The sequence below is a fragment of the Streptomyces sp. NPDC026538 genome, from assembly GCF_055567535.1.
This window is the reverse complement of sequence record NZ_JBVHQG010000007.1, coordinates 267,782-283,702: the sequence shown is the minus strand read 5'-3', so window position 1 is coordinate 283,702 and position 15,921 is coordinate 267,782. Positions and strand designations below refer to the sequence as shown.

General features: G+C 70.5%; 13 protein-coding genes and 1 pseudogene. 7 read left to right on the top strand and 7 right to left on the bottom strand.

The window, feature by feature from the left end; all coding sequences use genetic code 11:
* Nucleotides 1-5 precede the first annotated feature (5 nt).
* Together ACZ4N4_RS27925 and ACZ4N4_RS27920 are read left to right on the top strand one after the other, a co-directional pair.
* Entirely contained in the window at nt 6-1,469 is a 1,464-nt protein-coding gene (locus ACZ4N4_RS27925) for a PP2C family protein-serine/threonine phosphatase (protein WP_467593544.1), read from the top strand.
* Entirely contained in the window at nt 1,469-1,876 is a 408-nt protein-coding gene (locus ACZ4N4_RS27920) for an STAS domain-containing protein (protein WP_467593541.1), read from the top strand. Before ACZ4N4_RS27925 ends, ACZ4N4_RS27920 begins: the two co-directional genes overlap by 1 nt.
* Nucleotides 1,877-2,226: 350 nt before the next feature.
* On the opposite strand, the gene ACZ4N4_RS27915 is transcribed toward ACZ4N4_RS27920, so the two are convergent.
* From ACZ4N4_RS27915 to ACZ4N4_RS27890, 6 genes are all read right to left on the bottom strand, one after another.
* Nucleotides 2,227-2,550, bottom strand: coding sequence for an STAS domain-containing protein (locus ACZ4N4_RS27915; RefSeq protein ID WP_467593538.1), 324 nt, complete (start codon nt 2,548-2,550; stop codon nt 2,227-2,229).
* Nucleotides 2,551-2,563: 13 nt separating this feature from the next.
* Nucleotides 2,564-3,886 (bottom strand): PP2C family protein-serine/threonine phosphatase, encoded by a 1,323-nt coding sequence (locus ACZ4N4_RS27910; protein ID WP_467593535.1) that lies wholly within the window; start codon nt 3,884-3,886, stop codon nt 2,564-2,566.
* Nucleotides 3,886-4,689: an alpha/beta fold hydrolase gene (locus ACZ4N4_RS27905; RefSeq protein WP_467593532.1), complete on the bottom strand. Its 804-nt coding sequence runs from the start codon at nt 4,687-4,689 to the stop codon at nt 3,886-3,888. The genes ACZ4N4_RS27910 and ACZ4N4_RS27905 overlap by 1 nt, the downstream gene beginning before the upstream one ends.
* A 481-nt stretch (nt 4,690-5,170) precedes the next feature.
* On the bottom strand, nt 5,171-6,100 hold the full coding sequence (locus ACZ4N4_RS27900; RefSeq protein WP_467593529.1) for an anti-sigma factor RsbA family regulatory protein: 930 nt from the start codon (nt 6,098-6,100) through the stop codon (nt 5,171-5,173).
* Complete coding sequence (locus ACZ4N4_RS27895) at nt 6,100-6,459, bottom strand: STAS domain-containing protein (protein WP_453579530.1); 360 nt, start codon at nt 6,457-6,459, stop codon at nt 6,100-6,102. Before ACZ4N4_RS27895 ends, ACZ4N4_RS27900 begins: the two co-directional genes overlap by 1 nt.
* Nucleotides 6,460-7,201: 742 nt before the next feature.
* Nucleotides 7,202-8,149 (bottom strand): DUF5996 family protein, encoded by a 948-nt coding sequence (locus ACZ4N4_RS27890; protein ID WP_467593525.1) that lies wholly within the window; start codon nt 8,147-8,149, stop codon nt 7,202-7,204.
* Nucleotides 8,150-8,366: 217 nt separating this feature from the next.
* Here ACZ4N4_RS27890 and ACZ4N4_RS27885 point away from each other — a divergent pair, with 217 nt between their 5' ends.
* Nucleotides 8,367-9,221 carry an NmrA/HSCARG family protein gene (locus ACZ4N4_RS27885; protein ID WP_467593517.1) on the top strand — a complete coding sequence of 285 codons (855 nt, stop codon included), beginning with the start codon at nt 8,367-8,369 and terminating at the stop codon, nt 9,219-9,221.
* 276 nt (nt 9,222-9,497) lie between these two features.
* On the opposite strand, the pseudogene ACZ4N4_RS27880 reads toward ACZ4N4_RS27885, so the two are convergent.
* Nucleotides 9,498-9,614 (bottom strand): annotated as a pseudogene (locus tag ACZ4N4_RS27880) (IS5/IS1182 family transposase); the annotation flags it as partial.
* A 198-nt stretch (nt 9,615-9,812) separates the two neighbouring features.
* Between ACZ4N4_RS27880 and ACZ4N4_RS27875 the strand changes: the two are divergent.
* The 4 genes from ACZ4N4_RS27875 (at nt 9,813) to ACZ4N4_RS27860 (ending at nt 14,752) form a co-directional block, all read left to right on the top strand.
* A complete protein-coding gene (locus tag ACZ4N4_RS27875) occupies nt 9,813-10,415 on the top strand; it encodes a TetR/AcrR family transcriptional regulator (protein WP_467593510.1) in 603 nt (200 codons plus the stop codon).
* 150 nt (nt 10,416-10,565) lie between these two features.
* Entirely contained in the window at nt 10,566-11,492 is a 927-nt protein-coding gene (locus ACZ4N4_RS27870; protein WP_467593502.1) for a TauD/TfdA dioxygenase family protein, read from the top strand.
* A gap of 141 nt (nt 11,493-11,633) precedes the next feature.
* Nucleotides 11,634-12,953, top strand: a complete 1,320-nt coding sequence (locus tag ACZ4N4_RS27865; protein ID WP_467593497.1) for an MFS transporter — start codon at nt 11,634-11,636, stop codon at nt 12,951-12,953.
* A 92-nt stretch (nt 12,954-13,045) separates the two neighbouring features.
* The gene (locus ACZ4N4_RS27860) at nt 13,046-14,752 is read left to right on the top strand and encodes an aldehyde dehydrogenase family protein (RefSeq protein WP_467593488.1); all 1,707 of its coding nucleotides are present in this window, start codon (nt 13,046-13,048) and stop codon (nt 14,750-14,752) included.
* Nucleotides 14,753-15,921: the final 1,169 nt, after the last annotated feature.

Below are 15,921 nucleotides of genomic sequence, written 5' to 3'. Positions count from 1 at the left end.
ACCCGATGACCCGGCGGGCTACGACCCTCGAACCGGCTCCCGGGCGGCCCCCGCAGCTGGTGCCGGACGCTCAGGTCGAGCAGGCCCGGATGGCGGCGGTGCGCCGCTACGACATCCTCGACACGCCGCCCGACGGCGCCTTCGACCGGGTGGCGGCTCTGGCCGCCCGCCTCTTCGACGTACCCGTGGCCACGGTGACGATCGTGGACACCGACCGTATCTGGTTCAAGGCCGCCCACGGTCTGGAAGGGGTCAAGGAACTCGGCCGGGATCCGGGGCTGTGCGGCTCGGCCGTCCTGCGCGACGACACCCTGCTGATCCCCGACACCCTGCTCGATCCCGTCGCGTCGGACAACCCGCTCGTCACCGGTGAGATGGGTGTGCGGTTCTATGCCGCGGCCCCGATCATCACCCGCGACGGCCACCGGCTGGGCACGGTCAACGTCCTCGACACCAAACCCCGCTCGATCAGCGAGGACGACACCGCCACCCTCGTCGACCTGGCCGCGATCGTGATGGACGAGCTGGAACTGCGCCTGTCCGCGCTCCGGGCGCTGCGTCACGAACAGGAGCGCCGCGAGGCCGAGAACCGGCAGGCCGAGGCGGAGCGCGCCCGTGCCGAGGCGGAGCGGGCGGCCCGCGAGCAGGCGGAGAAGGACAGGGCGGCCAGCGCCGCGTTCGCCTCCACCCTGCAACGCATCCTGCTGCCCCCAACCCTTCCGGCCGTTCCCGGACTGGAGCTGGCCTGCCACTATCGCACCGCCTCCGCGCACGAGGTGGGCGGCGACTTCTACGACGTCTTCCCCCTGGACAGCGAACGGTGGGCGTTCTTCATAGGAGACGTGTGCGGCAAGGGCGCCGAGGCGGCCACCGTCACCGCCCTGGTCCGCCACACCCTGCGCGCCGCGGCGCAGATCGATCCCGATCCCGTCACTGTGCTCAAGGCGCTCAACACGGCTCTGCTCAACGACGTCACCGCAGGCAGCCGTTTCTGCACCGCGGTCCACGGCGTCCTGACCCCGCGCGACGCGGGCGGTTTCACCCTCACGATGGCCACGGGCGGTCACCCACCGGCCTACCATCTACGGCCCGACGACTCCGGCGCGGCCTGGGTGCAGGCCGTACGACCCCGCGCGGGCATGCTGGTCGGAGCCTTCCGGGAGGCCGCCTTTTCGCAGACCACCTTCACCCTCGACCGCGGCGAGGCTCTCTTTCTCTACACTGACGGGCTGACCGAGGCCCGTACTGCCCAAGGGGTCATGCTCGGCGAGGACGGACTGACCGGCTTCCTCCACCAGCGCACCGGCGCCCTCAGCGCCTCCGCCTTGGTCGAGGACGCCACCACCTTGCTGTCGTCCCTGCCCGACGAAGCCGGCGACGACGTCGCCCTGCTTGCCCTGTCCGTCCCCGGCGCGCCTGACGCCACCGTCCGCACCATCGCAGCACACGAGCACCCCGGCCAGGAGTGATGACCGACGTGACCGATACCCTCCATGTGACCGTCCAGCACCCCAGCGCACGCGCCACCGTCGTCAGCGTCACCGGAGACGTGGACCTGCACACGGCATCCGCCCTGCGCGCGCACGCACTGGCCGTCCTCGAACAGGCCGGCCCGCATCTCGTCCTCGACCTGGCACAAGTCGACTTCTTCGACTCAACCGGCCTCAGCACCCTCATCGGCCTCCTGCACGCGGCCCAGCAGGCGGGCGGCTCGCTCAGCCTGGCCAGCGTCCCCGACCGCCTGATGCGGATGATCAGCATGACCGGCATCTCCCAGCTGCTGCCGATTCATGCGACGGTGGCTGACGCGCTGGCCGACCATACCCCCGACGAACCTACGGGCGACGCCTGCACCGGCACCGAAACGTCAGCCTGACGCCTGCCAGTGCGGCGGCGATGCCGCGTGACCGCAGAGCCCTGCCGTGGCGGCTCGCTGCCCAGCCGCCCTGCCGGCCCGGCAGGCGAGTGGTCCGGCCGCCGTGGAAAAGGCGGGTGGGCGCGACGGTGCCGCCCGGCGGGCGACGCCATCCGGTCTCGCAGCGTCCTGGAGAGGTCTTTCACGGTGATGAATGCCTACTCGCCCGAGTCAGGCCGGACGCGTCACGCTGTACCTGTCCGACCCGAGCACACCGGTAGATCTCACGAGCCGCTGCCTCCGGGTTCAACGGGCGGACGCCGGTACTGCGCGCCCCTGTCATGGAGCCGTTGCCGCCGTGATGCGGAAGCTCACGTGCTGCCGGGGTGGATGGTGAAGATCTGGTCCAGGCCGACGATGGTCAGGATGCGCAGGGTGTCGGCGGGGACGGCGGCCAGCGCCATGTCGGCGCCGGCGGTCTGGGCGCGCTGGCGTGCGGCGAGGAGGACCGTGATGCCGGTGGAGTCGCAGTAATCCAGGCCGGACAGGTCGATGACCAGGTTCTGACCGGGGCTCAGGACGAGGCCGTCGACCTGTTCGCGCAGGGCGGTGGCCTGTGCGTAGTCGAGGTCGCCGGCCACGCGGAGAACAGGTCCGGTGGCGGTGTCGTGGTGGGTGATGTTCAGCGGGCTCATTCTGGCTGATTCGTTACCGATCGGACGGGTGGGTGGTGGGGACGCCGAGGGCGAGCAGGGCGGTGTCGTCGTCCAGGCCGTCGCCGAAGCTTTCCAGCAGCCCGGTCAGGGCGGTCACCACCTCCTGCGGTGTGGCGGGTGCGTGGTCGGTGGCGAAGGCGTGCAGGGCGTCGTCGCCGAACATGTGCTCGCGGGTGGGGCCGGTGCGGGCCTCGGTGAGACCGTCGGTGTAGAGCAGGAGCGTGTCGCCCGGGGCGAGAGTGGTCTGCGCGGTGCTGAACGGGGCGGTGGGCAGGACGCCCACGAGGAGCCCTCCGGGGGTGTGGAGGTAGTCGGCCCGGCCGTCGGCCCGTATGGCGAGCGTCGGGGGGTGGCCGCCGGAGGCAAGTCTGACGGTGGTGTGGCCGTCGTCGGCGCCGGGTTCGATGACGCCGAAGATGACGGTGCAGTAGCGGGGGTCCCCGCTGGCGGCGTACCGATCGTGCAGGACCGAGTTCAGTGTGGTCAGGGCCGCGGCAGGCTCGGGATCGTGCAGGGCCGCGGCGCGCAGGGTGTAGCGGGTCAGTGAGGTGAGGGAGGCCGCCTGGGGGCCCTTGCCACACACGTCGCCGAGGAAGAACGCCCAACGGCCCCCGCCCAGGGCGAACAGGTCGTAGAAGTCGCCTCCGAGGCGGTCGGGGGAGGCGGTGTGGTAGTAGACGGCAGCCTCCAGTCCCGGCACGGCGGGCAGCGAGGAGGGCACGAGGGACCGCTGCAACACGGCGAGCGCGTCGGCCAGCCGTTCCCGGTCGGCCTCGGCCTGCCGGCGGGCCGCCTCCGCCTCCGCATGCGCCCGCTCGGCCTCGGCGCGGGCCTGCTCGGCCTCCTTGCGACGGCGCAGGAGTTCCTGCTCGTAGGCGCGCCGGTCGGAGGCGTCGAAGACGGTGGTGCGGATCAGCAGCGGCTCGCCCTCACTGCCGTGTTTGACCACGGAGGAGACCAGCACCGGTAGACGGCGCCCCTCGGCGGCCTTCATCTCCAGGGCGATGCCGCGCAGTTCGCTTTGCATGCGCAGCAGGGGCGCGAAGTGCGTCTCGTGGTAGAGCTTTCCGCCGACGGTGAGGAGATCGGGGAAGCGGAGTCTGCCCACCACCGCCTCGCGTTTGAGGCCGAGCCAGTCCAGCAGGGTGGTGTTGATCTTGGCGATGGTGCCGTCCATCAGCGTCGACAGGTAGCCGCAGGGCGCCGCCTCGTACAGGTCCTCCGCACTGTCCTCCAGCAGGGCCGTGAAAGCGACGTCCGTGCCCGCCACGTCCCCGACCTCTGCCGGGTCCGGCTCCCGGCCGGCGCGGGACATCACCGCAAGGGCTCCAGAAAGTCGAGCATTGCTTCGACGGTGGCCTCCGGGGCGCTCAGCTGCGGGCAATGCCCGGTGGCCTCCAGAGTGACGAGATGAGACGAAGGAATGGCGGCGTGCACGTAAGCGCCGACCTCGCGGGGCGCGATCACGTCCTGGGAGCACTCCAGCACCAGAGTCGGCACCGTCACACTCTTCAAGTCCTCGCGGCTGTCGGACAGGAACGTGGTGCGGGCGAAAACCGCCGCGATGTCCGGGTCGGTGGCGCAGAAGCTGTTGGTCAGCTCCTGTCCCAGCTCCGGCCGCTCCGGATTGCCCATGATCACCGGGGCCATCGCGGAGGACCAGCCCAGGTAGTTCGACTCCAGCGAGGTCAGCAGCTCATCGATGTCCTCTGCGGTGAAGCCGCCCCGGTAGCCCGCGTCGTCGATGTAGCACGGGGACGGGGCGACCATCACCAGTGCCCCGATCCGCCGCGGCGCCATCCGCGCGGCCAGCACCCCCACCATGGCGCTGACCGAATGCCCGACGAACACCGCCCCTTCCAGGTCCAGCTCGTCGCAGACCTCCACCACATCCTGGGCGTAGCCCTCAAGCGAGGAGTACCGCTCCCGGGTGAACGCCGACAGATCCGAACCACCGGAGCCGACGTAGTCGAACAGCACTACCCGGTACCGCTTCTCCAAGGCCGGCACCGCCAGCCGCCACATGTTCTGATCACAGCCGAAGCCATGCGCCAGCACCACCACCGGCCCCTCGGCCGGCCCAGTGACCGTCACGTTGTTCCTGCTGCGAACATCCATACCGGCCATACTGTCACTTGGCCCGGCAGCCCCGGACGGCGGTACTGGACGGCCCCACCGGGAACGAGCGGCCCGTCGTACTCGATGTGAGCCGTCAGGAGGCGATGACGTCATATCAGAATCGTGCGAAAGTGCGTGATTCAGATATATGGGGCGAATAGGTCGAAACCGTCGGATTCAATGCAGAGTTGTGTGACGGATGGGGTTCGGTGATCGAGCCGGCTGTCGCCCAAGGCGGTGCCACAACATCAAAACCGGCTGTGACGCCGAGTCGGCCAAGGCCCGGGGCGCGTAGTCGGCTCACTTCGCAGCATTCGATCTGCTGCGGCTGTCCGGCATCGAGCCGCCCGCCTGGCCGTACCGGCGGCACTGTCCCGTGCTGGAGTCGGTGTTCGCCGCGCAGCGGTTGTCGGGAGGTGCGGAGCGGGGCCGTTTCCGAGACCGGTCCGCATGCGCAGCCCCGATCTGCCGAGGCGCGCGCTCAGCGGCGGCTGATATAGCAGCGGATGGCGGTGCCGTGGGGGTTGGTGTGGATGCGTACGAGGTCGGCGAGGTAGTGCACCATCAGCAGGCCCCGGCCGCCCAGCTGGCCCCGTCCGGGTGGGCGACGGCCGGCCAGCGGGTCGCTCAGGTGCCCACGGTCGCGGACCTCGCACACCACCTGGTCGTCGTCGGTCCATACCCGTACGCTGCCCGAACCCCCGCCGTGCACGACGCTGTTGGTGGTCAGCTCGGCGACGATCAGGGCCACGTCCTCCAGGCGGACACCGGACAGACCGAAGCGCGCGGCCTGCTCGACCGCGAAGTGGCGGGCACCCGGCAGTCCATCGGCGTCGAAGACGAGTTCGTCGGCCCTCGCCGGGTACGGCAGGGGCTGGTTGTAATGGGCGATCACCTGCTCGGGAGCGTAGGCGTGGCTGCGCCGCTCGTTGCCCCCGGAGATGACGACGGGATGGGTGGCATACGCGTCGGTGAGTACCTGCTCGTCGAGGCGGTCGGCGTCGTACGGGCAGAGAATGGTGACTTCCCGGCCTTGGAAGGCCGGGTTGATCAGCGCCTCGTGCTGGACGCACGCCGGGTACTCCACACTGTTGCGGCCGACCCAGATCGGCTCGCCGATGATGCGCACCCGCGTATGACGATGAACGTCAGCGAAAGCGCGCAGCACCTTGGGGATGATCCGTCCGGGGTTGCGGCCCGCCTCGGTCATGTCGAGGAACCGTACTTCTGCGGCATCTTCCCCCAGAGCCGCCCTGAGGACCGCCAGGTTCGGCCCGGGTACGGCGACGGCCACCGGCTCTCCGGCCCTCAGACCGTCGCGGATGAAGGGCACGGTGCCGTGCAGGTACTCCTCCTCGCCTCGGTAGAACAAGGCGGGATGAACGAAGGGGTCGGTGGTCGGGGTAGTCATCACGCCACCACCTCGACCGTGGGCAGGTCCGGCCAGAACATGTCCAACACGCGCCGCAGGGCGGAGGGCGGCTGTTCGATCATGACGCGTCGCCCCTCCGGAAGGCCCTGGGCAGCCACAGCCAGGGCCGAGACACCGGCGACATCGACGAAGGTGACCGCGGAAAGCTCCAAGTGGCACGCCTCTTCATCGCTCAGGACAAGCAGGTGCAGCATCTGTTCCCAGGTGGGGCGTGTGATCAGACTGATCTCGCCGACCGCTTGCCAGCCTGGCCGGTCCGCCAACGGATGCACGCTCAGCGCGTCCGTGGACCGGGCCGACGATGCCGTCGACGCATCCGCCTCCCCCGAACTGTCCACGCCATCACCCCTCGATTACCCGCCGACCGGTTTCCCGAGTATCACCGACGCACGAAGTCGTTGTGCACGCGGCTCTCGCGGAGGCGATCTGTGCCCCGCTGCGGGACCGGCCGCACGGGCTGCCAGCCTCCGGAAGTAGCTGCCATCCTAGAGCGAACACATCACCAGGTGGAACCGAAAGCTTGAGCAGGCCACCGGTGCCGCAGGGTCCATGGTCTTTGTGGGCGCCGGGCGTTCGCATGGTGCACGGGAGTGGTAAAGCGAGAGGGTCGACGCCATGAGCCACCCGGCAACTGGCTGCGCAGCGGACACCCGCTTCCGGGCGCGCTCGTCCTCAAGGGCGGCGACGGCAGTCCGGTGCGTTTTCGCTGCCACGGCGTCCGCGCCACCTGGTGGCAGGGGCCCGGACCAGTGGTGCAACTGCACCTGCACCGTCCCGACCACGCCGACCGGTTCGTCGTCCTCAGTCGGCAGGTAAGCGCACTGAACCGGGAAATCGCCATCCGGCGTATGACGGAAGCCCAGCGCGAGCAACCGCTGCTTGCCGAGCAGGCCGCCGCCTCCTGCCCACCCTGGAACCAGGTGAGGATCTGCGGTTCCTCACGGAGACTGCTTGGAAAGACGGCTGCCCTCGTGAGTGCCGACCCGAACCTGCGTCCGTCATAGGGGCAGTGCGGGAGTGGGGGTGAGGAAGAAGACCCACCCGAGTGCTTTGGATGGGGATTCTTCCTCCGGTGAGGGGCTACCCGTGCTCCTGCCACCGGTTCGGGTCCGCTTCGAGGGCCGCCCGGTCCCAGCCGCCGTGCTCCGCGGCAGCCGCGTAGGTCGTGTGCAGGAAGTCAGCCACTGCCCTGTCCGGGTCGGCTGCGGTGCGCACCCTCTCGTAGGGCAGGAGGAACTGGCCGAGGTCGGGGCTGTAGAACGCGTCGACCGGGCTGATCGGGTGGTCGGCGAAGCCATCAGGCTCGGGGTAGGCGTACGAGTAGAAGGCCCCTTCTTCACCGCCGCCGGGCCAGAACCCGCAGCTGCTCAACTCGCGGGAGTAGCCTTCCACCATCACCCAGTCACCACAGTTCGGGGCGCCGCCCGGATGCGGCGGGGCCGTGCGTCCCGAGAACCTCGTGCAGGCCAGGTCCATGGCGCCCCAGAAGAAGTGCACTGGGCTGACCTTGCCGACGAAGTACGAGCGGAACTCGCCCAGCACCCGGTTGGCCTGCAGCAATTGTCGCCAGAACAACTGTGCGGCGTTTGGATCGTAGGAAGCGTGCCGGTGGTCCTCATCGAAGGGGATCGCTGGGTCCACCTCGTTCGGATGCGCCTGGATCTTTGTCTCGATCCCCAGCTCGCCCAGGGCTTGCATGGTCTCGCGGTAGAAGTCGGCCACCGGTCTGGACTCCAGAGCCACGGTGCGGTGGGTGCCGTTGCTGCTGCGCATACGCAGTAGATGGTTGAGGAAGTCGAACTCGATGTCGAAAACTCCGGCGCGATAGGGGATCGCCGATGTCGTCAGGCCGCGCGGGCTGACATACAAGGTGACCTGCCACCAGTGATTGACCAGGGGCGCGTGGGCCAGCCGGATCTTGCCTACGATCTGGGTCCACATGTGCAGGGTGTCCCGGGTCTCGGTCCAGTCGGCGACCCGCAGCTGCGGCCACGTCGTCCGCGACACCTGGTCGGAGGTCCCGGCCACAGCGAGCTCCTTCCAGGACAATGCGAGAGATATTGACCACGGTGCTCTCGGTCAGTGAATCAGGCAACCCGGCGCCCCGCACCGGTCACCGGACGGGGACGCTTGCACGCTCCACGAGCCGTCGGTGTTCCGGCATCGCAAGCACGCTGATGCGGCTGCCCGGTCTCAACTGGTGGCGGCGAGGCCCTGCGGAATCGATTCGGAAGGACTTTTCACCATGAGCCTTGACCAGCCGACCCTCGTACTCGGGGCGGCCGGGGGACAAGGCGGCGCCGTCGTCCGCGCATTGCAGTCCAGCGGTGCCGCCGTCCGCGGACTGGTCCGCAACCCTCAATCCGCCTCGGCCCGGCGCCTGGCCGGCCAAAACGTCGAGGTCGTGGGTGGTGATCTCGAGGACCGAGAATCGCTGGCCTCAGCCATGCGGGGAGTAGCCGGCGTCTTTGCGATGACCACACCCTTCGAGTCAGGACCGGCCGCCGAGATCGCACAGGGGCGAGCCATTCTCGCCGCCGCGCATCAGGCCCGTGTGCCACACCTGGTCTTCAGTTCCGTCGCAGGCGCTGACCTGGACACCGGCGTACCGCACTTCGAGACCAAGGCGGTCATCGAGCGGGAACTGGCCGCAGGCGAGGTGCCCTATACGATCCTGGGGCCCACCTACTTCTTTGACAACGCCCTCGGCGACCGGGAGCGGATCCGTCAGGGGGTACTCGATCTCCCCCTGCCACCCGACCGCCGTCTGCAGCAACTGGCGCGCCCCGACCTGGGTGCTTTTGCGGCCGCTGTCCTCATCGCGCCCGACGCGTTCGTCGGACGGCGGATCGAGCTCGCCGGAGACGCCCCCACGCCAGGTGACATGGCCGCCGCGTTGGGCGCGGCGCTCGGTGGAACTGTTCGGCACAACGAAGTGCAGCTCGACGAGATCGGCAACGACGACATGCGGGCGATGTGGGCGTTCCTGCGCGGCGTCGGCTACGGCGTCGACCTGCCGGCGCTGCACGCCGCACACCCCGAACTGCACTGGACGTCGTTCGCCGACTGGGCCCGAAGCACCTTCTCGTCGGCACCGTGACAGGCTGCCTTCGCTACGGCCCGGGATACGACTCCCGCCGGACCGCGCGCTCGGCCGGGCTGGGGCCGCAGGCCGTCAGGAACGTCACCAGTTGCTCGGCGCTGGCGGGCAGGGCCTTGTGGCTCACGATAGCCACGCTGTGGTGCGCGGTAGCGGTGTACGTCCGGGGGTGACGGGGGCGTCGGCCAGAACAGCCAGGCCGCGTCGGTCGTGGACGAAGGCGGGAGCGGGCGCCTTCAGCACGCGGAGCCTGTCCCGCTGGGCCGTGCGGACGCGGGGCCTGCGCTTGATGCCCGTGGTCACCCAGGGGCCGCCGCCCTGGTAGGCGAGATCAGCCAGGAGGGGGACGCCCTGCCGCTCACTGATGCGGAGGATCCGGTGGGTGCGGGCAGCGGGTCAGATCGTCACGATCAGAATGCGCGTCGGGGGGTTCCGCCACCCCTGCGCGCCCCATCCCCGCATCCCGGCGAGCCAGTTGGTCCGTTGAGAAAGGGCCGACAGCGGCGGCAGGGCCCTCCTGTCGAGTTTCCGCTGTCGCACGGTCCCGACCTCGCGTGCCTCAGCCGGGGGGCGCCCTCTAGGCTCGTGGTCATGGGTGGACGGCAGATCCAGGCGGAGAAGCGTGGGCCGGGGCGGCCGCGTGAGGAGCGGGTCACGAGGGTGGTGCTCGACGCGGTGCTCTCCCTGGTTACGGAGCAGGGTATGGACGCGGTCACCATGGACGCGGTGGCGGCCCGGGCCGAGGTGAGCAAGCCGGCGATCTACCGGCGCTGGCCGACCAAGCAGGATCTGATCCTCGCCGCCGCGGAGAGCCGGGTCGGCCCGGTCTCCGTCGCCGACCTCGGGGACTTCCGTGCCGAACTGCACGCTCTGCTGACGGCGCGTCTGGAGGTCTACCGCCTGCCCGGCACGGACCGTCTACTGGCCGAACTCATGGGTGCGGCGGCCAAGGCGGGTACCGCTCGGAGCGCGTACGCGACGTACAGCGCCCGCGTGACGGCGCAGACGCGTGAGATTCTGCAGCGCGGAATCGAGCGGGGGGACGTGCGGGCCGACGTCGATGTCGCGGCCGCGTCGACCCTGGTGGCGGCGCCACTGGTGTTCCGCCTGCTGGGAGAGCAGGAGCCGCTCGACGGCCGTTTCGTCGACGAGGTGGTCGACCTGGTCGCACGTGCGGTGGCGGCGCGGCCCTGACGGTGCCCCCGGCCCGCCCTGTGCGGTCCTGACGGTGACACCAGGCCGCCCCGATCCGTGAAATTCGTTGCTCTGAGCCCTTGCGGCTCCATATCCAAATATCGATACTGCCGGTAACGAAATCAGCCGTTCCCGCCGTGGAGGACTGCAATGGCCGGCACCGCCGCCTCGACGCCCCACCCCGTTTTCGACAAGCCACTGATCCGGTTCGGCAAGCGCATCCTGGAGCGCACTGCACCCGGCACGGCTCCGGGGGAGTACCAGATCCTGGGCATTCACCCACTCACCCCGCACATCGGCGTCGAGATAACGGGCGTCGACCTCGCCCAGCCGATCGGCGCGGACCTGGCCGACGAGCTCCGCCAGGCGCTGTTGGAGTGGAAGGTGATCTTCTTCCGCGACCAGCGGGACTTCGGCCCGGAGGACCACGCCGCGCTCGCCGGGCTCTGGGGCGAGCCGGAGGCCAACCCCTTCTTCCCCAAGGGCGACCGAGCCGGCGTCTCCCGGCTGGCCAAGGACGCCATGGCCGTGGGCAACGAGAACATCTGGCACAGCGACCACTCGTTCATGGCGGCCCCGGCCCTTGGTTCGGTACTGCGCGCCGTCGAGATCCCGGCCTCGGGCGGGGACACCCTGTGGGCCGACATGGGCGCCGTCTACGACAACCTCCCCGACGCGACGAAGGAGCGGATCGAGGGCCTCACGGCCGAACACGACTGGGTGCCCACCTGGGGCGCGACGATGACCCAGGACCAGATCGCCGCGCTGCGACAGACCCTGCCGGCGGTCGAGCACCCCGTGGTGGTCCGGCATCCTGCGACCGGGCGCCGACTGCTGTACGTCAACGAACCGTTCACCACGCGCATCGTCGGACTCGGCGAAGAAGAGAGCCGCGAGTTGCTCCACGAGCTCGTGCTGCAGGCCCGGATCCCCGAGTACCAGGTGCGCTTCCGCTGGCAGCCGGACTCCGTCGCGATCTGGGACAACATCGCGGTCCAGCACTACGCGATCAACGACTACTACCCGCAACGCCGCGTCATGGAACGCATCGCGATCGCCGGGGTCCCGCTCTCCTGAGCACCGCCCGGACCCGCACCCGGGTCCGGGCGCTGTCCGTCGCTTCCCCTTTGCCCCCTCCTCCTTTCGCTCGTCTCCCGCGGAGCCCTTGTGACCGACACCGATGTCGTACCCGCTGTGCCCGCTCACCGCCCGAGGGCCGTGAGGAGCCCCCGACACCGCGCATGGGTCGTCACCGCGCTGCTGGTCGTCCTCATGATGATCAACTTCGCCGACAAGTCCGTGCTCGGCCTCGCGGCTGATCCGATCCGCAAGGACCTCGGCCTGTCCTCGTCCGCCTTCGGACTCGCCAGCAGCGCCTTCTTCCTCCTGTTCTCCATCTGCGGCGCCGCGGTGGGGCTGCTCGCGGACCGCGTACGGCCCAAGTGGCTGCTGCTCGCGATGGCCGCTCTGTGGTCCGTCGCCCAGGCTCCTCTCGCCATGGGCGGAGGGCTCGCGGTGCTCATCACCTCACGTGTTCTCCTCGGTGCCGCCGAGGGGCCCGCTTTCCCCGTCGCCCAGCAGACCACCCTGTCCTGGTTCCCCAACCACCGACGCAACCTGCCCGGGGCTCTGATCGTGCTGGGGGTCACCCTGGGAGTCCTGGTCGCCGCTCCCGTACTTACCTGGGTGATCCACCACCACGGCTGGCGCTCGGCCGTCACCGTGGTGGCGCTCGCCGGCGCGGTGTGGGCGCTGCTGTGGATCCCCCTCGGGGGAGAGGGACCGTACGCGGCCACGTCGGACAACGACTCCCCGGCCTCGGCCGGCTCTGGTGAGGGGACAGGGACGGTCGAGGGGGCAGGGGCAGGGGCAGGGGCCGGACCCGGGACGGGGACGGTCGCGCGCAGGACGTCGTACCGCCGGATCCTCGCGACCCGTACCTGGATCGGTGCCACGGTCGCCTATTTCGGCACCTACTGGGTCATCGCCTTCGGCCTGGTCTGGCTCCCGTCCTACCTCCACGACGGCCTGGGCTATTCCCCGGCCGCATCCGCCCGGCTGCTGATGCTGGTCTGGGGTCTGAGCGGCGTCGTGGTGCTCGGACAGGCAGGCGTGGCCGGGTGGCTGCTGCGACGTGGCATCGTGAGCCGATGGGCCCGCGGCGGGATCGGCGGCATCCTTCTGCTCATAGGCGCAGCGGCGTGCCTGGCCCTGCCGTCGGCTCCGGCCGGTGCGGCGACGGTCGCGCTCCTGGTCATCGGTTTCGGGTTCACCGGAGCGATGGGCAGCGCCGCCGTCACCACCGTCGCAGAACTGGCCCCGGCCCACCGCCGCGGCGGGGCCCTGGGCCTCATGAACGCCGTGGTGACCACCGCCGGCCTGATCGCCCCGACACTGATCGGGCGCCTTGTGGACAGCCAGGGGCCGGCGGGCTACCAGCACGCTGTCCTGATCACCGGTGCCCTGCTCCTGATCGGCGGAACCGCCGCCATCACGCTCATCGACCCGTCTCGCGACGCGCTCCTGCTGTCCGAGTGACGAGGTGCCGTCCATCGTGCCCGGGCGGGGTGCGCCGCGCGTCCCTCACCGCACGGCCCCGCCCGCCCCAACCCCTTTCTGCGAGGAATGACGTGACCTCCAGCGCCCTCGACACCGCTTCCCTCGACCGGGCCGTCATGGAACTGCGCAACAGCGCCGGGTCCTGGTCTGCCACCCCCCTCACCAGACGCATCGCCCTCCTGGAACGACTGCTGCCCCGCGTGGCGTCCGGCGCCGCCGAGCTGGCCGCGGTGGGTGCCCACGCCAAGGGGTACGGCCCCGACACCCCGTGGGCCGCCGAGGACTGGAGCGGTGGACCGTGGGCTCTGGCACAGAACGCCGCAGCCTATCTCCACGTACTGCGACGCATCGCGAGCGGCGAGGAACCCGTCGCCCCCGGAGGCGTCCGCGAGGAGCACGGCCGCACCGAGGTCGACGTCTTCCCTGCCACCGGCTGGGACCGGCTGCTCCTCAACGGCTTCACGGCCCAGGTATGGATGCGCCCCGGCACCACCGCCGAGCAGGTACGCCACAGCGCCGCGGGCGAGTACCGGGGCCGGCCCGGGCGCCCCGCCGTCGCCCTGGTGCTCGGCGCCGGAAATGTCGCCGCCATCACCGCGCTCGACGTCCTGCACAAGCTCTACGTCGAGGGCCAGGTCGTCATCGCCAAGCTGAACCCCGTCAACGCCTACCTACGCCCCCACTTCGAGCGCGTCTTCGCCGATTTCGTCGCACGCGACTGGGTGCGGTTCGTCGACGGCGGCGCGGCCGAAGGCGGTTACCTCACGCGCCACGAGGGCATCGACGCCATCCATGTCACCGGCAGTGACCGAACCCACGACGCCATCGTCTGGGGCACGGACGAGGACGCCGAGCAGCGCCGACGCGACGACCGGCCCCTGGTCACCAAGCCTTTCAGCAGTGAACTGGGCGGTGTCAGCCCGTGCATCGTGACACCCGGGCCGTGGAGCGACGCCGACTTCCGCTTCCAGGCCGAGCACATCGTCACCAGCAAGATGAACAACTCCGGTCACAACTGCATCGCCAGCCAGATCCTGGTCGTGCCGCGTGCCTGGGACGGCACCGAGCGGCTCCTGGACGAGATCCGGCGCGTGCTGCGCGAGCTGCCTGCGCGCGCCGACTACTACCCCGGCACCGGCAGCCGCCTGGCCGCCGTTCTCGCTGCCCACCCACAGGCGGAGACCCACGGCGCCGACTGCCGACTCCTCGTCCCCGACATCACCGACCACGACGACGTCCTGATCACCGAGGAGGTCTTCGGCAGCGCCCTGGGCGTCGTACGACTGCCCGGCGCGACCACGGCCGAATACCTGCATCACGCCGTCGACTTCGCCAACGACACCCTCCCCGGAACCCTCGGCGCCACCCTGATCGTCCACCCCAGGACCGAGAAGTCCGACAGGCCGACGGTGCAGACGGCCATCGCCGGCCTGCGCTACGGCACCCTGGGCATCAACTGCTGGTCCGGCGTGGGCTTCCTGCTCGGCTTCACCCCCTGGGGCGCCTTTCCCGGCCACACCCGCCAGGACATCGGCAGCGGCACCGGCTTCGTGCACAACGCGTTCATGCTCGAGAACATCGAAAAGACCGTACTGCGCGCCCCCTTCACACCCGCACCACGCGGTCTGCTCACGGGCGATCCCTCGCTGTCCCCGCGCCCGCCGTACTTCGTCACCAACCGCACCGCACGGACCACCATCGAACGCGTCACGCGCTTCACCGCCGCACCAAGCGTGTGGAAACTGCCCGGCATCCTCGCCTCCGCGCTGCGCGGCTGACCGCGTCCAGCCCCGCCACCGCCCCGCACACCTAGCCGTGTGGCAACCCCGGCATGCACCCCGACGGCCCGCAGCAGCCGGACGGCCGCGATCCGCTGGTGGCGCGGACGGTCCTCGGCCAAGAGCCCGCGCAGCAGTTCCTGCGGTACGCGGTCGGCCCACGGCAACAGAGCGGCGGTCGCCTGCCGGACCACCGCTGCCGAGGGGTCGTCCAGGAGCGGTCGTACGTCATCGACGCGTACCGCGTCCAGCGCCCGCAGCCCCGCCAAAGCGCAGGCGCGCACACCGGGGACCGAGTGTGCGAGGAGTGCCCGGACCAGGTCCGCGTCCTCAGGCACCCCGCACTCGCCGAGGCCCACTGCGGCGGCGGGCCGGGCCGCGGGGTCGGCACACAGTGCGCGGTACAGCGACGCGGGGTCGGTGCCGCCCTGCCGCAGCACCCATCGGGCGCACGCCCGTACCACGGCGGATCGGTCGGTGAGGTACGGCTCGGCGTCGGCGTGCCGCCCGGCCCGGCGCAACGCGGTCACCCCCGCCGACCTGACCCGGGGCTGCCGGGAGCCGAGCAACGGCGCCACGACCTCGCCGAACGCGTCGAAGGTGCCATTCCCGAGGGCGGCCACGGCCGCTTCGGCGCACAGGTCCTGCACTACGACGTCGCGGTGGCGCGCGGCGGTCTGAGCGAACCGCGCTGCGGGGAGCAGCCGGCGCTCCACGGCGATGCGGTACGCGAGGCGGGCCGTGGCCCGGTCGCCGCTGTCGAGCAGCGCCTCGGCTTGCGCGACAGGGCCCGCGCGCAGCGCCCCGGTCAGCAGCTCCTGGGCGAAGCTGCCCCGCGGGCGGCGGCCGATCCGCAGGGTCAGCGCGGCGTGCGCGGCCAGCTGTTGCGGGGGCGTCTCGGACATGAGCCCGCGGGCCCGTTCGCGTACCGGCTCCGCCCAGTCCGCGCAGCGGATGACGACCAGCGCAAGCAGCGCGGGTCGCTCCTCGGTGTGGTCCAGTGCGGCCTCACGGATCCGACCGTCGGGGTGGCAGAGGGCGAGGGCGAGTTCGGCGTCACCGGGCCTACGGTGCCAAGTGACGGTGGGCAGCGACGCATCCGGATCCCAGGTCAGCCGCCGCCCGGACGGCGACGCGTTCGAGTGGAACAGCTCCGGCCGCTGCCAGGC

What these genes read in the sequence shown, in the direction of transcription:
- ACZ4N4_RS27920 (WP_467593541.1), top strand. Translation starts at nt 1,469, where the DNA reads ATGACCGACGTGACCGATACCCTCCATGTGACCGTCCAGCACCCCAGC.
- ACZ4N4_RS27885 (WP_467593517.1), top strand. Translation starts at nt 8,367, where the DNA reads ATGAGCCTTGACCAGCCGACCCTCGTACTCGGGGCGGCCGGGGGACAA.
- ACZ4N4_RS27915 (WP_467593538.1), bottom strand. Translation starts at nt 2,550, where the DNA reads ATGAGCCCGCTGAACATCACCCACCACGACACCGCCACCGGACCTGTT.
- ACZ4N4_RS27905 (WP_467593532.1), bottom strand. Translation starts at nt 4,689, where the DNA reads ATGGATGTTCGCAGCAGGAACAACGTGACGGTCACTGGGCCGGCCGAG.
- ACZ4N4_RS27875 (WP_467593510.1), top strand. Translation starts at nt 9,813, where the DNA reads ATGGGTGGACGGCAGATCCAGGCGGAGAAGCGTGGGCCGGGGCGGCCG.
- ACZ4N4_RS27870 (WP_467593502.1), top strand. Translation starts at nt 10,566, where the DNA reads ATGGCCGGCACCGCCGCCTCGACGCCCCACCCCGTTTTCGACAAGCCA.
- ACZ4N4_RS27910 (WP_467593535.1), bottom strand. Translation starts at nt 3,886, where the DNA reads ATGTCCCGCGCCGGCCGGGAGCCGGACCCGGCAGAGGTCGGGGACGTG.
- ACZ4N4_RS27925 (WP_467593544.1), top strand. Translation starts at nt 6, where the DNA reads ATGACCCGGCGGGCTACGACCCTCGAACCGGCTCCCGGGCGGCCCCCG.
- ACZ4N4_RS27900 (WP_467593529.1), bottom strand. Translation starts at nt 6,100, where the DNA reads ATGACTACCCCGACCACCGACCCCTTCGTTCATCCCGCCTTGTTCTAC.